General features: G+C 59.3%; 17 protein-coding genes. 11 read left to right on the forward strand and 6 right to left on the reverse strand.

Going from position 1 to position 20,378, the window contains the following annotated elements; all coding sequences use genetic code 11:
- Positions 1–153 precede the first annotated feature (153 nt).
- Positions 154–1,419, reverse strand: coding sequence for an OprD family porin (locus HNQ83_RS22600; RefSeq protein WP_175390986.1), 1,266 nt, complete (start codon positions 1,417–1,419; stop codon positions 154–156).
- Positions 1,420–1,614: 195 nt separating this feature from the next.
- Between HNQ83_RS22600 and gcvA the strand changes: the two genes are divergently transcribed.
- From gcvA to HNQ83_RS22640, 8 genes are all read left to right on the forward strand, one after another.
- Entirely contained in the window at positions 1,615–2,520 is a 906-nt protein-coding gene (gene gcvA, locus HNQ83_RS22605; RefSeq protein ID WP_175390987.1) for a transcriptional regulator GcvA, read from the forward strand.
- A 93-nt stretch (positions 2,521–2,613) separates the two neighbouring features.
- Positions 2,614–3,507: an NAD(P)-dependent oxidoreductase gene (locus HNQ83_RS22610; protein WP_175390988.1), complete on the forward strand. Its 894-nt coding sequence runs from the start codon at positions 2,614–2,616 to the stop codon at positions 3,505–3,507.
- Positions 3,508–4,114: 607 nt separating this feature from the next.
- Positions 4,115–4,399, forward strand: a complete 285-nt coding sequence (locus HNQ83_RS22615) for a DUF6124 family protein (protein WP_175390989.1) — start codon at positions 4,115–4,117, stop codon at positions 4,397–4,399.
- Between the two features lie 262 nt (positions 4,400–4,661).
- Entirely contained in the window at positions 4,662–5,012 is a 351-nt protein-coding gene (locus HNQ83_RS22620) for a Zn-ribbon domain-containing OB-fold protein (RefSeq protein ID WP_175390990.1), read from the forward strand.
- On the forward strand, positions 5,009–6,154 hold the full coding sequence (locus HNQ83_RS22625) for a thiolase family protein (RefSeq protein WP_175390991.1): 1,146 nt from the start codon (positions 5,009–5,011) through the stop codon (positions 6,152–6,154). Before HNQ83_RS22620 ends, HNQ83_RS22625 begins: the two co-directional genes overlap by 4 nt.
- A 4-nt stretch (positions 6,155–6,158) precedes the next feature.
- A complete protein-coding gene (locus tag HNQ83_RS22630) occupies positions 6,159–6,917 on the forward strand; it encodes an SDR family NAD(P)-dependent oxidoreductase (RefSeq protein WP_175390992.1) in 759 nt (252 codons plus the stop codon).
- 10 nt (positions 6,918–6,927) lie between these two features.
- Positions 6,928–7,734, forward strand: coding sequence for an enoyl-CoA hydratase/isomerase family protein (locus HNQ83_RS22635; protein WP_175390993.1), 807 nt, complete (start codon positions 6,928–6,930; stop codon positions 7,732–7,734).
- Positions 7,735–7,753: 19 nt separating this feature from the next.
- The gene (locus HNQ83_RS22640; RefSeq protein WP_175390994.1) at positions 7,754–8,953 is read left to right on the forward strand and encodes a CaiB/BaiF CoA-transferase family protein; all 1,200 of its coding nucleotides are present in this window, start codon (positions 7,754–7,756) and stop codon (positions 8,951–8,953) included.
- 280 nt (positions 8,954–9,233) lie between these two features.
- Here HNQ83_RS22640 and HNQ83_RS22645 read toward each other — a convergent pair whose 3' ends face one another.
- Positions 9,234–13,055 carry a hypothetical protein gene (locus HNQ83_RS22645; protein WP_175390995.1) on the reverse strand — a complete coding sequence of 1,274 codons (3,822 nt, stop codon included), beginning with the start codon at positions 13,053–13,055 and terminating at the stop codon, positions 9,234–9,236.
- A gap of 388 nt (positions 13,056–13,443) precedes the next feature.
- On the opposite strand from HNQ83_RS22645, the gene HNQ83_RS22650 reads away from it, so the two are divergent.
- Positions 13,444–14,373, forward strand: coding sequence for a LysR substrate-binding domain-containing protein (locus HNQ83_RS22650; RefSeq protein WP_175390996.1), 930 nt, complete (start codon positions 13,444–13,446; stop codon positions 14,371–14,373).
- Here HNQ83_RS22650 and HNQ83_RS22655 read toward each other — a convergent pair.
- The 4 genes from HNQ83_RS22655 to HNQ83_RS22670 form a co-directional block, all read right to left on the reverse strand.
- Positions 14,285–14,878: a DinB family protein gene (locus HNQ83_RS22655; protein ID WP_175390997.1), complete on the reverse strand. Its 594-nt coding sequence runs from the start codon at positions 14,876–14,878 to the stop codon at positions 14,285–14,287. The genes HNQ83_RS22650 and HNQ83_RS22655 overlap by 89 nt on opposite strands.
- Positions 14,879–15,082: 204 nt before the next feature.
- Positions 15,083–16,186 carry an NAD(P)/FAD-dependent oxidoreductase gene (locus HNQ83_RS22660; protein ID WP_175390998.1) on the reverse strand — a complete coding sequence of 368 codons (1,104 nt, stop codon included), beginning with the start codon at positions 16,184–16,186 and terminating at the stop codon, positions 15,083–15,085.
- Positions 16,186–17,499, reverse strand: a complete 1,314-nt coding sequence (locus tag HNQ83_RS22665) for an MFS transporter (RefSeq protein ID WP_175390999.1) — start codon at positions 17,497–17,499, stop codon at positions 16,186–16,188. Before HNQ83_RS22665 ends, HNQ83_RS22660 begins: the two co-directional genes overlap by 1 nt.
- Positions 17,500–17,857: 358 nt before the next feature.
- The gene (locus HNQ83_RS22670) at positions 17,858–18,640 is read right to left on the reverse strand and encodes an SDR family oxidoreductase (RefSeq protein WP_175391000.1); all 783 of its coding nucleotides are present in this window, start codon (positions 18,638–18,640) and stop codon (positions 17,858–17,860) included.
- Positions 18,641–18,803: 163 nt separating this feature from the next.
- Here HNQ83_RS22670 and HNQ83_RS22675 point away from each other — a divergent pair, with 163 nt between their 5' ends.
- On the forward strand, positions 18,804–19,970 hold the full coding sequence (locus HNQ83_RS22675) for an iron-containing alcohol dehydrogenase (protein ID WP_175391001.1): 1,167 nt from the start codon (positions 18,804–18,806) through the stop codon (positions 19,968–19,970).
- Entirely contained in the window at positions 19,954–20,298 is a 345-nt protein-coding gene (locus HNQ83_RS22680) for an NIPSNAP family protein (protein WP_256669133.1), read from the forward strand. Before HNQ83_RS22675 ends, HNQ83_RS22680 begins: the two co-directional genes overlap by 17 nt.
- Positions 20,299–20,378: the final 80 nt, after the last annotated feature.

The raw sequence follows: 20,378 nt of genomic DNA on the forward strand, positions 1-20,378 counted from the left end.
GGCGTGAACCTTGACGGGTGTCCAAGATTACTTGACCAGTTCAGCCTGCTCGCGATGGTGTGTCAGCCAAGACCAATGTGACTGATATACCATCGCGAGCAGGCTCGCTCCTACAGGGGATTGTCGTCTTCCCGAGAACCGTGTTTAAACGGATTACCACAGCGCCAGCGAATAGGTCACGATCAACCGATTCTCATCAATATCACTGGAAAAATTGCTCCGCGCGCTGGCGTTCTTCCACTTCACCCCGAGGTTCTTCAACGGCCCGCTCTGGATCACATACCCCAACTCCGAATCCCGCTCCCATTCCTTACCCTGAGAGGTGCGAGTGCGCACGGTCACGTCGTCGCCCGACAGATATCGCGTCATGAAGGTCAGCCCCGGAATGCCCAGCGCGGCAAAGTTGTAGTCATAGCGCGCCTGCCACGAACGCTCATCCTGATTACCGAAATCATTGATCTGCACCAGGTTCACCAGGTAACCATCGGTGCCATTGATGTTGGCAAAACCGGTGTCGCCGCTCATGCGCTGATAACCCAACCCGAACGAGTGACCGCTGGCGCTGTAGGTGAACATCGCACCCAGCGCCGAGTTGTCGACGTTGCTGCCGCCGTCAGCGAGGCTGCGGGCCCAGCGCAGGTCGGAATTGAGGGTGTGGCCTTCGCTGATCGTCCATTTGTGGTTGAGGGTCAGGTAGTGCTGGCGGTAGATGCCGTCCAGTTCGCCGTAGTGGTAGGCCGTGCTCAGCGACGGCGTCCAGCGATATGTCGCCCCGGCGAAGTCAAAGCGGTCGCTGGTGCTGTGGCGGCCGAGACGGATGTTGCGTGCCACGCCGTTGTAGACCGTCATATCCTCGTTGTCGGAAGAATTGCGCAGTTTGGTCTGGTCGAGGCGGCCGAGGTCCAGGGACAGGTTGTCGATGTCGGCGCTGTTGAGCCAGGCACCGCGAAAAGTTTGCGGCAACAGGCGCGAATCGTTGGCCATCACCACCGGGATTTTCGGCAGCAGGGTCCCGGCTTTCAGGGTGCTCTTGGCCATGCGCAATTTGCCGGTGGCACCGAGTGCGCCGTACTCGTCCTCGGCGCGCCCGCCCGGCCCGCGCGCGGTGTTGAGCAGGCCGGTGCCGGTGCGATCCGGCGCGGAATCGAGCTTGATCCCCACCAGGCCGATGGCGTCGAAACCGACACCAACCAAGCCCTCGGTGTAGCCCGATTCAACCCGCAGGATCAGACCCTGCGCCCATTCCTCGGCCTTGCTCTGGGCCACGCCTGACTGGCGGAAATCGCGATTGAAGTAGTAGTTGCGCAGCTCCAGGTTGGCTTTGCTGTCCTGGACAATATCGGCGCACGCCGGGTTGAGAACAGTGCTCGCGGCAATGCAGACAGCCAGACTTGAAAGCGCTGGGAAGGCGTAGTTCATGGACGTGTTTCTCTTATTGTTGTCAGGTTCGAACACGCCCCGGACAGGCGCGTGAACATCGATCCTGAAAGCCGGGCCCACGCCCGACAATCGAGAAAAACACCCCGCTGCCTTGAGTTTTAATCAAGTGGGTTTAGGCTCTGCTTTACGTACACTGCGCGCCGCACCTCCCATAAGAACAAGAGCCTGCCCACCATGGATCGTCTGCCACCGCTGAATGCCATCCGCGCATTCGAGTCCGTTGCCCGGCATCTGAGCATCACCCTGGCCGCCGATGAATTGAACGTCACCCCCGGCGCGGTCAGTCGGCAGATCCGCACGCTGGAAGAATTTCTCAAGCTCGACCTGTTCGTGCGTGGCCACCGCCAGATCACCCTCACCGCCGCCGGCGAGCAGTACTTTCGCGCGGTGGCGAAAATTGTCGAAGACCTGCGCGGGGCGACGAAAAAACTCATGTCGCCACCGCGCCGCCGCCAACTCAAGGTGCGCGCCTACACCACCTTTGCCATGCAGTGGCTGATCCCGCGATTGGCGAGTTTCCATGCGCAGAACCCGAAGATCGAAGTGCTGCTGACGGCCTCGCTGGAGCCGGTGGATTTCTACAAGGAAGACATCGACGCCGCGATCCGCCTGGGTTCCGGCGAGTGGCCCAACTGCAATTGCTACGTGCTCAGCAACAACGTGTTGGCCCCGGTGTGCAGCCCGTCGTTGCTGCAACACGGGCCCGGCCTGCAAACCCCCGCCGACATCGCGGGCTACACCATGCTGCACTCCATCGCCCGCCCCGAAGACTGGCGTTATTGGCTGGAAGCCGCCGGGGTCAGTCGCGAAGTGGATGCCCAGGCCGGCATGTCCTACCAGAGCTCGTCCATGGTGTATGCCGCTGCGGTCGGCGGCCAGGGTATCGCCATGGCACAGCTGTTTCTGGTCAGCAAGGAGTTGCAGGACGGCAGCCTGATTCGTCCGTTCGAGCAGGTGGTGGACATGGGCGTGTACACCTACTACCTGCTCACGCCAAGGCATCGCGAGGAAAGCGATGACCTGCGGATTTTCCGCGAGTGGATTCTGGAGCAGGCGCGCATCACCGGGGATCAGGCTTGAGATTTACTCAACGCGGGGCTGCATAAAACTGCTTTGTCGGCGTTTGGCCGATGTCCCTAGCATGGGTCTCCAACAACAAAAAGGAGACCCGCCATGACCGCTTCCATCGGCTTTATCGGCCTCGGTGCCATGGGCCAGAAAATGGCCCGGCACCTGCTCGAAAACGGTTTCGACCTGTGCCTGTTCGACCCCAATCCGGCGGCCCTTGCGCCGTTGCTGGCCCGTGGTGCGCGCAGCTTCGCGACACCGCGTGAAGTGGCCGACCATGCGCAAATCGTGCTGGTTTGCGTGCCCACCCCGGACATCGTCGAGCGGGTGGTACTGGGTGCTGACGGGGTGATCCACGGCCAGCAGATCAACATCCTCGTCGACCACTCCACCACCGGCCCGAGCCTGGCCCGACGGCTGCACGCCGAGTTGGCCGAGCGAGGCATCGACGCCCTTGATGCGCCGCTGGCCGGTGGTGTGGCCGGTGCGCAGAACGGCACCTTGTCGGTGATGGTCGGTGGTGATCGCGGCGCCTATGAGCGCTGCGTGCCGGTGTTTGCGGCGTTCGGCAAAAAGGTCGAACACATCGGCACGGACCCGGGACTGGGCCAGACGCTGAAACTGGTCAACAACATGATCGTCGCCGCCACGCTGGTGGCCACCAGTGAAGCCATGCTGTTCGGGGTCAAGGCCGGGCTGGATGCGCGGCAGATGGTCGAGATGCTCAACGCCAGCACGGCGCGCAGTTTCACCAGCGAACAGATCCTGGCCAGGACGGTGATGCACCGCGAGTTCGATTTCGGCTTTCGCCTGGATCTGATGCGCAAGGATGTGCGGCTGTTCCTGGCCGAAGCGGAAACTGCCGGGGCGCCGGCGTTTACCGGTTCGGTGGTGAAGCAGTTTTTTGATCAGGCGTTGAGCGAGGGCGACCCGGCACGGGACATGACCCATGTGGTGGAGGTGTTGGAGCGGTTGGCCGGGGTCACACTGCAAGGCTGAAACCCGGTGCTGCACCTGTGGGAGCGAGCCTGCTCGCGAAGAGGGCGGGTCAGTCAACATTGATGGTGCCTGACACTCCGCCTTCGCGAGCAAGCCCGCTCCCACAGGGGATCTGTGTCGTACATAAGATTTGTGTGCGCTGAAGATCAAATGTGGGAGCGAGCCTGCTCGCGAAGAGGGAGTGTCAGTTGGCATTGGTGGCGCCTGACACTGCGCTTTCGCGAGCAGGCTCGCTCCCACAGGGGATCTGCGTTGTGCATGGATTTTGTATTCACTGAACGTCATGTGTAAGGGCTTGTTTAACGGCTGTCGGCGTTACTTGATGAAAGCTACATCGCCTTGCGTCATTACCTACGGTTACGCCAGAATTCGCCGGCTTGTGCGCCTTGGGGCCGGGTTTTATCGTTCGCCGGTCGCTGATAACAACAGCGATCGGGTTTGGTAGCCCGGCTTTTTCAGGTGCGCAACGCCACTATGGTGGTCATGCGCAGGGCGTCTTCGGACGCGCCGGGTTCCTGGACCGGTCTACCAACCTGTGTATGGCCACCACCCATTCGTTTGGTAGCGAAGGGTGATGACTCCTCATTCATATCCAGGAGCCTCATCTATGTTCAAACCAACCCCCAACCCGCCAGAATCCGATCCCACCGCCACCATCATGGCCACGCCGCACAAACCCTCCACGATGTTCACCATCAACCCCGACATCGACACCGAAACCCTGCTGGCTCACGCCTGCGAATCGCTGGCCTCGGCCAATGTCATGGCCAATGATCTGGCGGGTTTTCTGGAGGGCACGCATCGCAACACACTGCTGGGGATTGCCCAGGTCATCATGCTCGGCGAGCTGGCGGTGAACCGGGCGCTGGATCGACTTGATCCAACTGAATAACCACTCCCCCCTGTGGGAGCGAGCCTGCTCGCGAAAGCGGTGTGTCAGGCACTAAAATTGTCGGCTGACATGACGCCTTCGCGAGCAGGCTCGCTCCCACAGTGAATGCATTTCAGTAGACAGTACTTTGGTGACCAAGCTGCCCATCATTTGATTTTTTCTCAACCCACCCCGGTTTTTATCTCGTTTGTCGGCCCCCCTGCCCCTGCCCGACCATGACCTCCAGAGCTCGCTCGCGAGCCCATAACAACAGGAGGTCATCATGAGTTCTTCCACGCCCGTCTGGGCTGCCACCACGCCGCCGAAGCTGCTCGCTTCGCGCCATCGTCGCAGCGGCGAAATTTTCTTTCCTGCGGTCACTGCCGAGTCGCCCCTGAGCGCTGAATTCGACGACACCGTGCTCGACACCGAAGGCCAGGTCTACAGCTTCACCATCATGCACCCCAGCCCGAAAAGCGGCCTGCCGCCGTTCGTGCTGGCCTACGTCGACCTGCCCGGCCCGGTACGCCTGTTCGGTCGCCTGACCGGCCGCGCCGCCATCGGCGAACAATGCCGGGTGATTGCCCACGAGACCTACGGCTACATCTTCCAATCCCTGGAGGCACGTCCATGAGCCAGATGCATGTAATGGGCGGCGCGATGACCGTCTTCGGCCGTCACCCCGGCGTCATGGCGCCTGAGCTGGCGCAGCGGGCGATCCTCGATGCAGTGGCCGACGCCGGCCTGCAACTGGCGGACATCCAGGCGGTGTACTGCGCCAACGTGCTGGGCGGGATGATTCTCGGCCAGGTGATCCTGCGCGACCTGGGCCTCAAAGGCATCCCGGTCTACAACATCGAAAACGCCTGCGCCAGCGGCGCCACCGCCGTGCACCTGGCCCGCCACGCCTTGCTTGCCGGCCAGTACGAGCGGGTACTGGTGTTCGGCATCGAGCAACTCACCGCCCTCGGTGGCGGCATGATCCCGATGCAGCGCAACGACCGCATGACCGATCTGTACGCCACCGCCGGCATGGTCCTGCCTGCGGTCTACGCCATGCGCGGCACCCGCTTCCTCCACGAGCGTGATGCCAAACCCGCCGACCTCGCCGCCGTGGCGGTGAAGAACCGTCGTCACGGTTCACTCAACCCCTACGCCCAACAACGTACTGAAGTGACGCTGGAAGAAGTGCTGGCCTCGCGGATGATCGCCGACCCGCTGACCCTGCTGCAGTGCTGCCCGTCGCAAGTGGACGGCGCCGCCGCGCTGGTGTTGGGCAACAAGCCAGGCCCGCACGGCAAAGACGTAAAAGTGCTGGGTTCGATCATCGTCTCCGGCCTGCGCGAAGGTGGTGACGAGGACATCCTCGACGCGGAAATCACCGCCCGCGCCGCACGCCAGGCCTACGAGCAGGCCGGCGTTGCACCGAGCGATATCGGTGTGGTCGAGCTGCACGACGCCTTCACCATTGCCGAGCTGTTGTATTACGAAGCCCTGGGTCTGGCAGCACCCGGCGAAGCCGTGGCCTTGCTGCATTCCGGCGCGACGGCCATCGGCGGCCGGGTGCCGGTCAACCCGAGCGGCGGCTTGCTGGCCAAGGGGCATCCACTGGGCGCCACGGGCGTCGCACAGATGGTCGAGTTGTTCTGGCAACTGCAAGGCCGCGCCGGCGACCGCCAAGCGGGCACCCCGCGCCTGGGCCTGGCGCAATGCACCGGTGGCGGCATCGCCGGGGTCGACCATGCGGCGTCCGCCGTGCACATCCTCGGAGTCTGAAGCCATGAACAACTTTTCTATCGGCCAGGTCGCTGTCGTCACCGGCGCGGCCCGTGGCATTGGTCTGGCCATTGCGCAGCGTCTGGCGCAACAAGGTGTGTTCGTTTACCTGTTGGACCGCGACGAACAGGCGCTGAACAACAGCGTCGACACGCTGCAATCCGCAGACCTGGACGTCGCCGGCATCGCCCTCGACCTCACCGAAGGTGAAGCGGTGAACGCCGCTTTCACGCAGATACGCGAGGCGCACAATCGCCTGGACTTTCTGGTGAACAACGCTGGTGTGGTCCGCGACAAACGCTTCCTCACCATGACCGAACAGGACTGGGACCTGGTGGTGGACACCAACCTGCGGGCGCAATTCCTGTGCTGCAAGGCCGCCCTGCCGTTGATGCTGGAGAACAGCTTCGGACGCATCGTCAACATGTCGTCCCGGGCCTGGCTCGGCGGTTTCGGCCAGGCCAACTATTCGGCGGCCAAGGGTGGCGTCGTCAGCCTGACCCGCAGCCTGGCCATCGAATTCGCCGCCAAGGGCATCACCGTCAACGCCATCGCCCCGGGTATCGTCGACACGCCGCTGTTCCAGAGTTTCGCCCCCGAGGTGCAGGCCAGGCTCAAGGACACCGTGCCGGTCAAACGCATCGGCACGCCGGACGACATCGCCAACGCCGTGGAATTTTTCCTCGCCCCGGCCAGCAGCTACGTCACCGGGCAAACCCTCTACGTGTGCGGCGGGCGCAGCCTGTCCTCGGCCAGTGTGTGAGGGCCATGCCATGACCGTCACTTTCGAAACCTTCGGTGCCGTCGCGCTGATCACCCTCGACCGGCCGCAGACGCTCAACGCCCTGGATCTGGACTCGCTCCACGCCCTGCGCGGCCATTTGCTGGAGGTGCGCGACCGTCGTGACCTGCGCGCGGCGGTGATCACCGGCAGTGGCGAGCGGGCGTTCTGCGTCGGCGCCGATCTGAAGAGCACCCGCGATTCGAAGGCCTCCTACGCCGAGGCACTGTTTCTGGCCAATGAATCGGCGGCGGATGCGGGGCTGTATATCCGGCTGATGGACCTCACCGATCTGGACCTGCACAAGCCCCTGATCGCGGCGATCAACGGCCACTGCCTCGGCGGCGGGCTGGAACTGGCGCTGCAATGCGACCTGCGCATCGCAAGCTCCAGCGCCACCTTCGGCTTGCCGGAAGCAGTGGTCGGCTCGATTCCGGCGGTCAGCGGCCTGCATCGTTTGATGCGCGCCGTGCCCCCGGCCCACGCCCTGCAAATGGCCCTGACCGGTGCGCGCATCGATGCCGCGCGCGCCGAGTCCATCGGTTTGATCTCCGAGCGTCTGGCTAACCGCGAAGCCCTGCTACAACGCGCGCTGGAACTGGCGCAATTGATTGCCCGGCAAGCGCCGCTGGCGATCCAGGCCCTGCAAACCCTGGCGCGCAGCACCGCGCACCTGAGCGACCGCGAGGCCCAGCGCCTGACCGAACTCTACTGGGGCGTGCTGCGCGACACCGAAGACCGCATCGAAGGCCGCCAGGCTTTCGCCGAAAAACGCGCTCCACAGTACAAGGGCCGCTGAGCGGTCCGAGGAGGCGAAGATGTTACGCAACGCACTGGACGGCCTGACCGTCCTGGACTTCACCCAGATCGCCGCCGGCCCCACGGCCACCATGCTGATGGCCGACATGGGCGCCAAAGTGATCAAGGTCGAACCCCACGAAGGCGAGCTGGGCCGCACCCTGGGACCTGCCTGGGTCGGCGAGGACAGCGCGCTGTACCACGGATTCAATCGCGGCAAACTGGGCCTGAGCCTGGACCTCAAACACCCGGACAGCGCGGCGGTAATCAAGCGCCTGGTGTTGCAGGCCGATGTGCTGATCGAAAGCATGCGCCCCGGAGTCATGGCCCGGCTCGGCCTGGGCTACGAGGCGTTGGCCGAGCTGAAACCGGACCTGATCTACTGCTCGATTTCCGCCTACGGCCAGCAAGGTCCCTACGCGGATCGGGCCGGGGTCGACGGCATCCTGCAGGCCGACTCCGGGCTGATGAGTCTGATCGGCACGCCGGGCTCGGCTCCCTCCAAGGTGCAGGCGCCAGTGGTGGATGTGGTCACCGGCTACATGGCCTGCATGGCGGTGCTGGCCAAGTTGCAGGCCCGCAACCGGGATGGCCTCGGCGGCCACCTCGACGTCAGCCTGATGAACTCGGCGTTGGCGCTGCAACAGGCGTCGCTGGCCAGCTTCCTCTGCGACGGCAAACTGCCGACCCGCATCGGCAGCGCCGCGCCCTACTCCGCGCCCAACGAAGCCTTCGAAGCCGCGGACGGCTGGCTGATGGTCGCCGCGTACAACGGCAATCGATGGCCAACGTTGTGCGGGGTGCTCGGGCATCCGGAGTGGATCGACGACCCGCGCTTCGCCAGCTCCGCACAGCGCGTGGTGCACCGTCAGGCGATGGTCGAAGCGCTGACCGACGTCTTCCGCACCCGCCCTGTTGCCCATTGGCTGCACGTACTGCGCGAGGCCGACATCCTCTGCTCCAGGGTCAGCGACTACAACGACGTGCTGGCCCACCCGCAGATCACCAGCAACGGCATGCTGGTGGACCTGCATCACCCGCAGCATGGGGTGGTGCGGGTGCCGGGGTTTCCGATCAACAGCCTGGAGGCGGCGCAGGTGCCCTATCGACCGGCGCCGGGGAAAGGCGAACATTCCCGGGAAGTACTGCGCGAATTCGCCTTTTGCGAAGAAGAAATCGAAGGACTGCTAGCCTCCAATGCCATGCGCAGCACAACCTGATCCATCAAAAAACCTGCTCCGAAGGAGCCTGCTCCCGCTAAAAGAGCGCAACGCCCTTAAATCCTGCCACCCCGGTCCGTCATGCATACCGTGATTGTAGGATTTGCGACTGCTGCGCAGCCGAACGGAAGCAAGCTCCCTAGCCACAAAAGCAGTCGCGGCAGGAATCTGGTGTCCGGCCCTTTCACCATCCCTGTGCGAGTAGACTTATCCCCGCTGCGCAGTGGCCCCAAAACTTGCCATCGCGTGCGTTATCAATTTCGTCCGTCAGAGATCTAAACTATTCAATCCAACCATCTAATTTATCATTACGAAAATCAATCGAACGCTCAAACGCATTCGTAATTAACTCTTTACGGAGACGTTCTATATTTTCCAAGTCACTATCTGAACAACCCATCGCTTTAAAATTATCAATAATATATTGACATGTAGCATAAAAAACAGGTGGCACACGAATAAGCGAATCATTAATAACAGACAGCACTACTTTCGACATATCCCGACCTAAATCCTCCCGTTTTTTGGGCGTCATCCTTTCAAGATTAGTCTCCATCGCTTTCTTGAAATTATAAACCACTTCTATCAACTTCAAATCATTAGGGAATAAATTTAGCAGCCTGTGAGCGTATTCTTCCCCAACCCATTCACGTGCTTCCCATAAGTCGTCGAGAACTCGAGCGGCGTGATCTGCCATAACATTAAACCATTGGTCAACCAAATGAGCGGGAGAACGGTTCAAGAGAATCCCCCAAGCACCCGGCATAAAGCCACCATTCGTAGTGATTTTATGCTCAAGTAGACGATCAAAAATCTCTTGCGGGTGATTATCAACCAGCTTATCCACAAATCTGGAGATCTTCGAATCATTTGATTCAAAAGTTATGTGTTCCCAAGATTCATTAAACAATATGTGATCTGGCATGAGAGCTATTTCCTCAATCAATGGCTCCCAAACTTCTTTCCCTGCATGATGTGCACCAACCGTCCACAGCACACCCGGTTGCCCCATATAAACCCTTAGCGCGCATTCAAGTTCATGCTGATCAAATTCTTCCATCGTGCTGACCATAGGCATACTCTTCTTAGGAAATACCTCATCTACAACTTGCTTAGGAACGATTGGGCGAGTCACCGCTGCCGCCTTTAACCATGATGTATCCGTACGCTGCATACGAAGGTGTGAGAGCAGTAAATCCCGCTCATCACCCGAAAGCAGTTCCCATCCATCTACAAGCTCAACGACAACCCTGATTTGAGAACCCGTACCATGCAGCCCCAATAATCGTACAAGCCTAGAATACCGGAAAGACGAGTCGCTCGATGGACCTCGGATCAGGAGATCTGTAATGGCCATAACAAAATCGCTAGGCATAACCCTTCTGGTTACTTTTTCCAGTAAATCAATCCAGCCATCTACAATATTCATAAAGTCGGTAGAACTGAAATATCTCAGTCCAGATCTAACTGCCTCAAACAGCCGGGCGTCACTCAAACTAGCATCTTCAGGAATTACTCTTAAAATTTCAGGGAGCAATGCCCCTAACAACTTCCATGGTCGCGCCTCTCCATCCTCATCCATGCGCAATAGAGGGGCGATCATTGTTGAAGCTGACGCAGGAAGGGTGGCGAATTTCCTAAGGCCTTCTATCATATCGGCCTGCCTCTCTTCACCCAGTTCAGACCAAGACCGCATCACCCCTTGCACCGCTGCTTGTGCTACAGATGGATGCTGATCAGAGAAGATTCGATTCAATATATCATGATCACCCTCCCGTACATTAGCTAGCCACACACTTACAGCTTTTGCTCTGAGCAACCCTAAATCAAAACTGAGCAATCGCAAAAACACCGAAGGCAACTGTTGATCTATATTGTACTCAAGATAACTAATAGCCTTCCAAGCATCTTCTCCGCTTACTTGTACGGCAGCTTCTCCGCCAAGAGTTGAGATTGCCTTTTCAACCTCCTGCCATTCATAAAACTCAAATAATTTCCCCTCTAAAGAGAGATGCTCTCCAACTGGAAGCGTTGCCTCACCATTTTCCCATACCACATGAGACAACCTAAGAAATGACACTTCGCTAACCCAAGAGTTAAAACCGCCCCTCAAACCCTCATCAATATCCGCAAAATTATTCAATAAAAAATAAAAACAAATATCTTTTGTGGATAAATATTTTGAGTTAAGCCCCTTAATAGCCAAGCTAACAACATCCGCGTGCCTATTGGAGTCCCGCAAGGCACTATATACCCATGTCAGCGCGATAGCCGAAGCTTTAGAGGTTTCAATGGAAAGCGAAAAAATACCTCTCTCAAGATTATTTAATAACTTTTTAGCTCCAATTGAGGTAATTCCATTTGCAGTTCGCTCGGCAGCTAAGCGATAAAAGCTGTGCGAGAAATTAAAACGCTCAATTATCTGCTCGATTACCACTCTACGACGTTCTAAACCCTCAAATTTCTTTTCCTCGCCCTCATTCATCTCAACGTTTTCGTACTTTTCAACACTCAAAGTAGGTGGCGCCTCCCGCATACCTAGAGAATAGGAAAGGCTTCCGAAGCTTGCATTGGCATATTTTTTTGTAGTCCCATCTCCACTCAGAACATATTTTAGGTCATCAATCTTGCATGGCATATCATGAGACGTTGCAATTGCCAAAGCTTGGAGCATTGACTCATAACCTTCGTAAATGAAAGCCGAAGCCAGGGCATCCGCGTCTTCGTGAGCAAGCGCGATTGCTTCTTTTAAATCGTCAAAAACTCGCAATCTTTGGTGCGAACTGGTCAAGTGCATTAAGCAACCAGGCTCGATACTTATGGAGCCATTTCGCAAAGCCTCTCCGACAACCTTGAATAACGCCTCAGGAACATCAAACTGACTTTTTAAACTTTCCCAGACACGACCCAGAAAATCCTTATCGTACAGCCCTAGGTCATGCCACCTCGCCCTTCCGATCGGCATTTTATTAAGTTTCGCTACATTGCCAAACTGTAGCAGGCGATCTTGCACTTGAGAGACAATAAGCTTTCTCGATGGTGATAATCGCATTGAAAGCTCCCGCAACTTAGCAAGCGCACGCCCAGGATCACTACTAAGACAGTAATTACCCAAAGGATCATCTACAACTGCCAAACGCTCACCTTCCGCTGTATCAAGCAGGAAGCGCTCCACTTCATCTAAATCGCTACTTAACTTAACATGATACCCAATCAGTTCAAATTCTGCGGCAACCCACTTCCCTGCACTTGACTTACCAACCCTGGGGGAACCAGAAAGCAAAAGTATATTATCATTGGATAGCTCGGCCACCCACTCCGACTCACTACCACGACAAACGTAATTCCGTGGCCGAACCTGATCAGGTACATTATCTTTTATATCTTCTTCTAGCAGCGAGTACACATCCCCCTGACTTTCCTTAGCCTGCTTAACTCTAGTCAAAAGTTTTGACAGGACCCCATCACACCTATCTAGAGGTACTCGCAACTTACGGAGCTTGTGCAGACAAAGCTCCCTAAGCCCCTCATCTTCAACTTTCTCAACTATTAAAAGACGAACAAGCGCGCGCCGAATTTCATCTACATTTGCTTTTTTGGCAAATTCTCGCAGGTGTGCGGCTCGCTTTTTGCTAAGATCAGTATCATTCTTCTCAATATCGTCCGCACAGATATTAATTTCGCCAATTAACTCTCTAGCGACTTCCCTTGATATTCTATTTTCATGCAACTCCCAACCATCACTTATTCTTTTGCTTAACAATGAAACTTTATCGCCACATCTTCCTGACGCGACAAACAAAACCAACGTTTTTTGATTTTCAAGTAAACGTTCAAGCAGTGTGCCCTTGGACTCTCTCTCAGGAAAATGAACCAGCCAATTTGCAAGAGAAGTAAGCGAGATATCATCCTGACTTCCCTTAATTTGAACCTCGATAATCCTAGTTCCCTGTCCAGAGTCGATGGCAATTTTGGCATCCTCTCCTCCTTTAGGCTCTATATAGATCTCGACCCCTTGGTCCGCATGGTTTTGGAGATAAAGATATACACAAACCAAATCCTGAAAATCATACTTTTTGGGGCCTACCGTCGCTATCGACATAATTCATCCTAAATCTGCGTTTTTTTGTTGCTTATACCCGAAAACCCAGTAGACCAAACGAACTATTCTTGGGTGCTTTCAACTTTTCAGGCGAATTTTTCAAAGCTGCAAAGGGTTTGAACAAGCACCAGATTCTTCCATACACAAACCTCGTGCTCCAGCTAACCAACAAGGGCACCTGTTCCGCGCTCGAAAAAAGCTGTACCGATTACCCCCATTGAGCCGTCAGGTATACCAAGTGCACGGGCTTTGCGACTGCTGTGCAGTCGATCGAGAGCAAGCCCCCTCGCCACAGAATGCAGGCATGCCAGGAATCCGGTGGTCATCCCCTCGCCACAGGGTTTGGTGCTTTACTTAGAAGACTCCAAACCCAGCGAGCCTGCCCCCCATGAACCGCAACGACCTGCGCCGCGTGGACATGAACCTGTTGGTGATTTTCGAAACCCTGATGTTCGAGAAGAACCTGACCCGGGCCGGGGAGAAGTTGTTCCTCGGCCAACCGGCGGTGAGTGCGGCGCTGGCGCGGTTGCGGGATTTGTTCGATGACCCGCTGCTGGTGCGCAACGGCCGGGTGTTGGAGCCGACCCAGCGGGCGCTGGCAATTCTCAAGGAGTTGCAGCCAGCGATGGACACCATTTCCGGCGCGGTCAGCCGGGCCAAGGATTTCGACCCGTCCACCAGCCGCGATGTGTTTCGCATTGGCCTGTCCGACGACGCCGAGTTCGGCCTGTTTCCGCCCCTGCTCAAGCAACTGCGCGAAGAAGCGCAGAACGTGGTGATCGTGGTGCGGCGGGTGAATTTTCTGCTGATGTCGCCGATGCTCGCCTCCGGGGAAATTTCCGTGGGGATCAGCTACACCACGGAACTGCCGGCCAATGCCAAGCGCAAAAAGCTGCGGGACTTGAGCGTGAAGATCCTGCGCGGCGATAACCGCCCGGGCACCCTGACGCTGGACGAGTATTGCGAGCGTCCTCATGCGCTGGTGTCGTTTTCCGGGGATTTGACCGGGGCGATCGATACCGATCTGGCACGCATCGGTCGCTCGCGCCGGGTGGTGTTGGCGGTGCCGCAATTTGCCGGTCTGCGCGACTTGCTCGCCGGCACCGATATGCTCGCCACGGTGCCGGATTACGCGGCCTGCGCGCTGGTCAGGGGCAGCAGTCAGTTGCGCGCCGACGACGCGCCCTTCGAGATCAACCTCTCCGAACTGTCCATGGTCTGGAACGGCGTCAACGATAACGATCCGGCAGAACGTTGGTTGCGCTCGCGAATAGCGGAGCACATGTCGGCTCCACTGCCGGGGCATTCAGCGAATTGAAATTCGGGTCGGTTTCGCGCAGGTAGATCGGCAGGTCGGTCATGGGCGGCATGGCCGGGATTTCGAAGTACATCTGGATGATCCAGCCCCGGTGATAGCTGGCGTGGTTGACCACATGCATCAGCATCGCGCCGGCGCTCATGGTGCCGCTTTCCCCGGAAATGAAGGTAAACCTGACGGGCCTGTCCAGCGAGACATCGGTTTGCCGGGACGCCCAGTTGCAGTACCAATGATCGACCTCCTGTTGCGCCGAACGCAGGTCCGACAGGACGGGATAGACCAAATCATGGGACGTTGTGAAGCCGTGCCCCCGGCCTTCGAGATGGGCCTGCCAGAGACAGTCCACCACATAGATATGGTTCAGCGTGCCGACCATGTTCTTGAAGATCCCGGCGCGTTCCTTTTCGACTTCGCCCGGTGGTAGTTGCGCCAGGTTGTCGAAGAGACGCTGGTTGGCCCATTGTTTGTAGTCGGCGAGCAGGCGGGCTGTGCGTACGTTGATCATCAGAAATCTCCGATGGCGAAGAGCGCATCTTCCAAGGATAGCGCTAACCGGGCCCGGCGGCGCGGGTGCTGATTATCGGTCGTCCATGCAACCTGTACCTGTGGGAGCGAGCCTGCTCGCGATGGTCGTCAACGATGACGTTGGGCACCTGACACCCCGCGCCGTTCTCAGGTTCATCGCGAGCAGGCTCGCTCCCACAGGGGGTCATGCAAGCTGCTGAATTGCGCGTTCGGCCAGCGCCAGACAACTGGTCAACCCGGGCGATTCGATGCCGAAAAGATTGACCAGCCCCGGCACCCCATGTTCGGCCGGGCCGCTGAGGCGAAAGTCCGCTGCCGCTTCGCCCGGGCCACTGATTTTCGGGCGGATGCCGCTGTAGGCCGGTTGCAGGCTGTTGTCCGGCAGGCCCGGCCAGTAACGACGGATCGCCTCGTAGAAGCCCTCGGCCCGGGTTGGATCCACGCGGTAGTCGACCGTGTCGACCCATTCCACGTCCGGCCCGAAACGTGCCTGCCCACCCAGGTCCAAGGTCATGTGCACCCCCAGCCCGGCGCTTTCCGGTGCCGGGTACACCAGATGACGGAACGGCGCCCGACCACTGAAACTGAAATAGCTGCCCTTGCACAATCGTGCCTCGGGAATATGTTGCGCCGGCAGGCCAGCGATACGGCTTGCCACGTCGGGTGCGGACAGGCCCGCACAGTTGATCAACTCGCGACAGCTCAAGGTCATGGGCTCGGCGCCGCCCATCTGCAACTCGAAACCCTGATCAGTGCACCGCGCCGACAACAGCGGCGTATGGAACACCAGCGACGCACCCTGCGCTTCGGCATCGCCTTGCAGCGCGAGCATCAGCCCATGGGAATCGACGATGCCGGTGGACGGCGACCACAGCGCGGCGACGCAGGACAATGCAGGCTCAAGCGCCCGCGCCTGATCGGCATCCAGCCATTGCAGGTCATCGACACCGTTTTGCCGGCCCTGCTCCAGCAAGCGTTGCAGGGCCAGGTGCTGCGCTTCATCGGTGGCGACGATCAGTTTGCCAAGGCGCTGATGACTGACGCCGCGCGCCTCGCAGTAGGCGTAGAGGCGCTGCTTGCCCTCCACGCACAACTGCGCCTTGAGGCTGCCGCCGGGGTAGTAGATGCCGGCGTGGATCACTTCCGAGTTGCGCGAACTGATACCCGTGCCAATGGCCTCAGAGGCCTCGACCACAATCACTTCGCGTCCGCTCATGGCCAGGGCCCTGGCCACCGCCAGCCCGACCACACCGGCGCCGACCACCACGCAATCGACATCAACGCTCATCAAACCAGTCCTCGCTCCCGGTAATCGATCAGGCTGGAGAATATCGCCAGCAGCATGGCCATGACCACGAAGAAGATCAGTACCAGGAAATACGAGCCGGTGAATTGCACGATCAGGCCGATCAGGATCGGCACGATCACGCCGGCCATGTTGCCGCAGAAGTTCATGGTGCCGGCCAACACGCCGGTTTTCGAGGTGCCGCCAAGGATCGACGGAATGCACCAATACATGCCGCACCAGCGGATGAAGAACATCGCCACGCACAGCAGTCCGATGGCCTGGCTCGCCTCGGAGGCGTACGCCGTGCCAAGCATGCACAGCGCCGCCACCAGTGCCGAGCCGCTGAACATGCTGCGCATCACCAGGTTCGGTGAGGCACCGCTGGATTTCCATTTATCGCCCAGGTAGCCACCGACCAGTTCACCGACGAAACCGCACATGAAGATCAGGAAGGTCGCGCCGCCCATGCCGGAAATGTTCAGGCCGTGGGTCTGGTGCAGGTAGCTCGGCATCCAGGTCAGCAGGCCGTAGAACACGCTGAGGATGCAGCAGTAACCGGCGAACATGGCCAGCACGGAACGGTCCTTGAGCAGCTCCTTGAAAGGGATGCTGGTGACCGCGCCGGGCTGGCTGACCGTGGCGTTGCCGGCGGTGATGTGTGCCAGCTCGGCAGCGTTGACACCCGGGTGCTCGCTGGGGTGGTTGCGGATGTATTTCCAGGCCAGCACGCCGGCGAGCATGGTGCCGACGCCGGCAATCACGAACGCAATGCGCCACGAATCGAACCAGCCGATCAGCCCGGCAATGATGATCGCGCCGAAGGCACTGCCCAGCGGCGCGCCGCCGTCGACCAGTACCGCGCCGCGTCCGCGTTCGTTGGGGGTCAGCCAGGCACCGTTGAGCTTGGCCCCGGCCGGCATGATCGGCGACTCGGCGACGCCCAGGCCCATGCGGGTGATCAACAGGGTGATCCAGTTGTGCGCGCCGGCGGCCAGGGCCTGGAACGCGCCCCAGGCGACCGTCGCGACGACGATCACGCGGCGGGTGTGGAAGCGGTCCAGCAGCATGCCGCCGGGGATTTGCATCAGCGCGTAGGACCAGAAAAACGCACTGAGCATCAGGCCCTCAAGGGCCGGCGGGATCTGGAATTCGCTGGAGATCAGCGGCAACGCCACCGACAGCGAGGCGCGGTCGATGTAGTTGATCGCGGTCAGCATCAGCATGATGAGGAAGATTCGCCAGCGGACGTTGGTGGCACGCATCGTTGCGGTCGCGGCTGGCAATACCAGGCTTTCGGCACTCGGATTGTTCATGTGGGGGCGCTCTTATTGTTGTGGAAACAAGCGGCCAAATACCTGACGGTCAAAATTGCGAACGATGCAATCCCTTGTAGGAGCGAGCCTGTGTGGCGAGGGGATTTATCCCCGCTGGGCTGCGAAGCGGCCCCAAAACCTAAAATCGCGGTGTATCAGGCACACCACAGAGAATGGTCTTACGACTGCTTCGCAGCCGAACGGGGATAAATCCCCTCGCCACACACGCTCGCTCCCACAGGTTCAGTGTTTTGACTGACTGGCATGAGGCAAGCGGCCCCACTCTAATCACGCTCCCCAACGCTGAATAATGATGGGATCTGATTGGGGGATCACCGAATGTCATCCCCCGCCAGGATCAGAAGGTCCCCGGGTAGCTGCCACCATCGAGCAACAGATTTTGCCCGGTCAGAAAACCGGACTGCGCACCGCAGATAAACGCGCAATACGCACCAAATTCATCCGGCTGGCCAAAACGCTGTGCCGGGACATGTTTGCGCCGTTGCTCGGCAATGCTCTCGACGCTGGTGCCATTGGCCTCGGCGGCGGCGCTCAAGGTTTTTTGCAGGCGTTCGGTCTCGAACGGCCCCGGCAGCAGGTTGTTGACCGTGACATTGTTGCCCGCCAATCGCGCCTGACGCGCCAGCCCCGCAATGAAACCGGTCAGGCCGCTGCGGGCGCCATTGGACAGGCCGAGCACATCGATCGGCGCCTTCACCGCGCCAGAGGTGATGTTGACGATGCGCCCGAAACCGCGCTCGGCCATGCCATCGACACAGGCCTTGATCAGCTCGATCGGCGTGAGCATGTTGGCGTCCAGCGCCTTCAGCCAGTCCTCGCGCTGCCAGTCGCGGAAATCGCCGGGCGGCGGTCCGCCGGCGTTGTTGACCAGAATGTCGACCTGCGGGCAGGCCGCCAAAACCTGTGCGCGAACAGCCGCCTCGCTGATGTCCCCGGCTACCGTGCGCACTTCTACGCCCAGGTTGCGCAACGCCACAGCGGCGGCCTGCAACGCCTCGTCGCCACGGGCATTGATCACCAGGTTCACGCCCTCCTTCGCCAAGGCCCGCGCACAGGCCAGGCCCAAGCCCTTGCTGGCGGCGCAGACAATCGCCCAGCGCCCCGAAATACCCAAATCCATGACGATGCTCCTGAGTGTTGGAAGCGCTCACGTTACCACTGCCTACCCGCTTGCCGGGGGATGACAAAGGGTGATCGCTGGATCAGACCTTTTCATTATCGACAGGCTGCGACGCTGATTACTGTTCCCGGACGAACAAGAACCAAGCACCTGGAGACACCCCATGAACCCGTTCCAGTTTTACTTCCCCACGACCTTGAAAAGCGGCAATGGCCTGGTGCGTCAGGCCGGTGCGCTGCTCAAGCCCCATGTCCGAAAAAAACTGCTGGTGGTCACCGACGAAGGGCTGATGGCGTCGGGCGTGATGGCGTCTTTTTTTGCCTCGCTGGCTGACAGCGAGATTGCCTATGAAGTGTTTGCCGGTGTCGAACCCAACCCCACCACCGACGTGCTGGAGCGCGCCGTGGCGTTCCTGAAAAACCACGAATGCGACTCGGTGATTGGCGTCGGCGGCGGCAGCAGCATCGACACCGCCAAGGGTGTGGCGGCGATGGCCACCAACCCCGGCAGCATCCTCGACTACGAAGGCTACGACAAACTGCTGCACCCACCGCTGCCGATCTTCGCCATCCCGACCACTTCGGGCACCGGCAGCGAGTGCACCGCGTCCACGGTGTTCACCAACACCAAGACCCTGTTCAAGACCGTGATCATCAGCCCGGCGCTGTTTCCGAAACTGGCGATCCTCGACGCCGAACTGACCCTCAAGCTGCCGCCGTCGATCACCGCCGCCACGGGCATGGACGCCCTGACCCATGCCATCGAATCCTACGTGTCCAAGCAGGCCAACCCGATCAGCCAGGCCCTGGCCCTGCAAGCGATCAAGATGATTTGCACGCATCTGCCAAAAGCGTTTTTCACCGGCGTGGACCTGCACGCCCGGGAGCAGATGCTGCTCGGTTCATTCCTGGCCGGGGTCGCGTTCGCCCAATCGAAACTGGGCAACGTGCATGCGATCTCCCACACCTTCGGCGGCGTGTTCAACATCCCCCATGGCATCGCCAACGCAACGCTGCTGCCCTACGTCATCGAGTTCAACCTGCCGGCCTGTCCGGAGCTGTTCCGTGAGATCGCCGTGGCCATGGGCGAGAACGTCGACGGCCTGAGCCCTGCCCTCGCCGGCCGCAAAGTGGTGGAGCACGTGATGGCGCTGAACAAGGCCATCGGCATCCCCGACACCATCAAGGACCTGGGCGTGGACCTGGACTACATGCCGCAGATGGTCAGCGACTCGATGCGCAGCGGCAACGTGCTGGTCAACCCGCGCCTGACCACCGCCGCCGACGTCGAGCGAATCATCAGCAACGCCTTCCATGGCATTCATTCCTGAAGTGAGCAAAACCATGTTCTACGAAATGCGCACCTACACCATCCAGATCGGAAAAATGCAGACCTACCTCAAGCACTTCGAGGAAAACGGTCTACCGGTGATCTCCCGCTACACCACGCTGGTGGGCTGGTGGTACACCGAAATCGGCGAACTGAACCAGGTGATCCACATCTGGGCCTACGAGAGCCTGGACGAGCGCATCAAGAAACGCGCCGCCCTGTACCAGGACCCGGACTGGCTCGAAGGCTTCGTGCCGATCGCCTTCCCGATGCTGGAGAAGATGGAATCGAAGCTGCTGATGCCGGCGCAGTTCTCCCCGATCAAATAAGCCCGGAAAAACACCGCAAAAAATACTGTGGGAGCGAGCCTGCTCGCGAAGAGGGAGTGTCAGTCACCATTAATGAATCT

Origin of the sequence: Pseudomonas sp. C2B4, assembly GCF_013359695.1 — a bacterium.
Taxonomy (GTDB): domain Bacteria; phylum Pseudomonadota; class Gammaproteobacteria; order Pseudomonadales; family Pseudomonadaceae; genus Aquipseudomonas.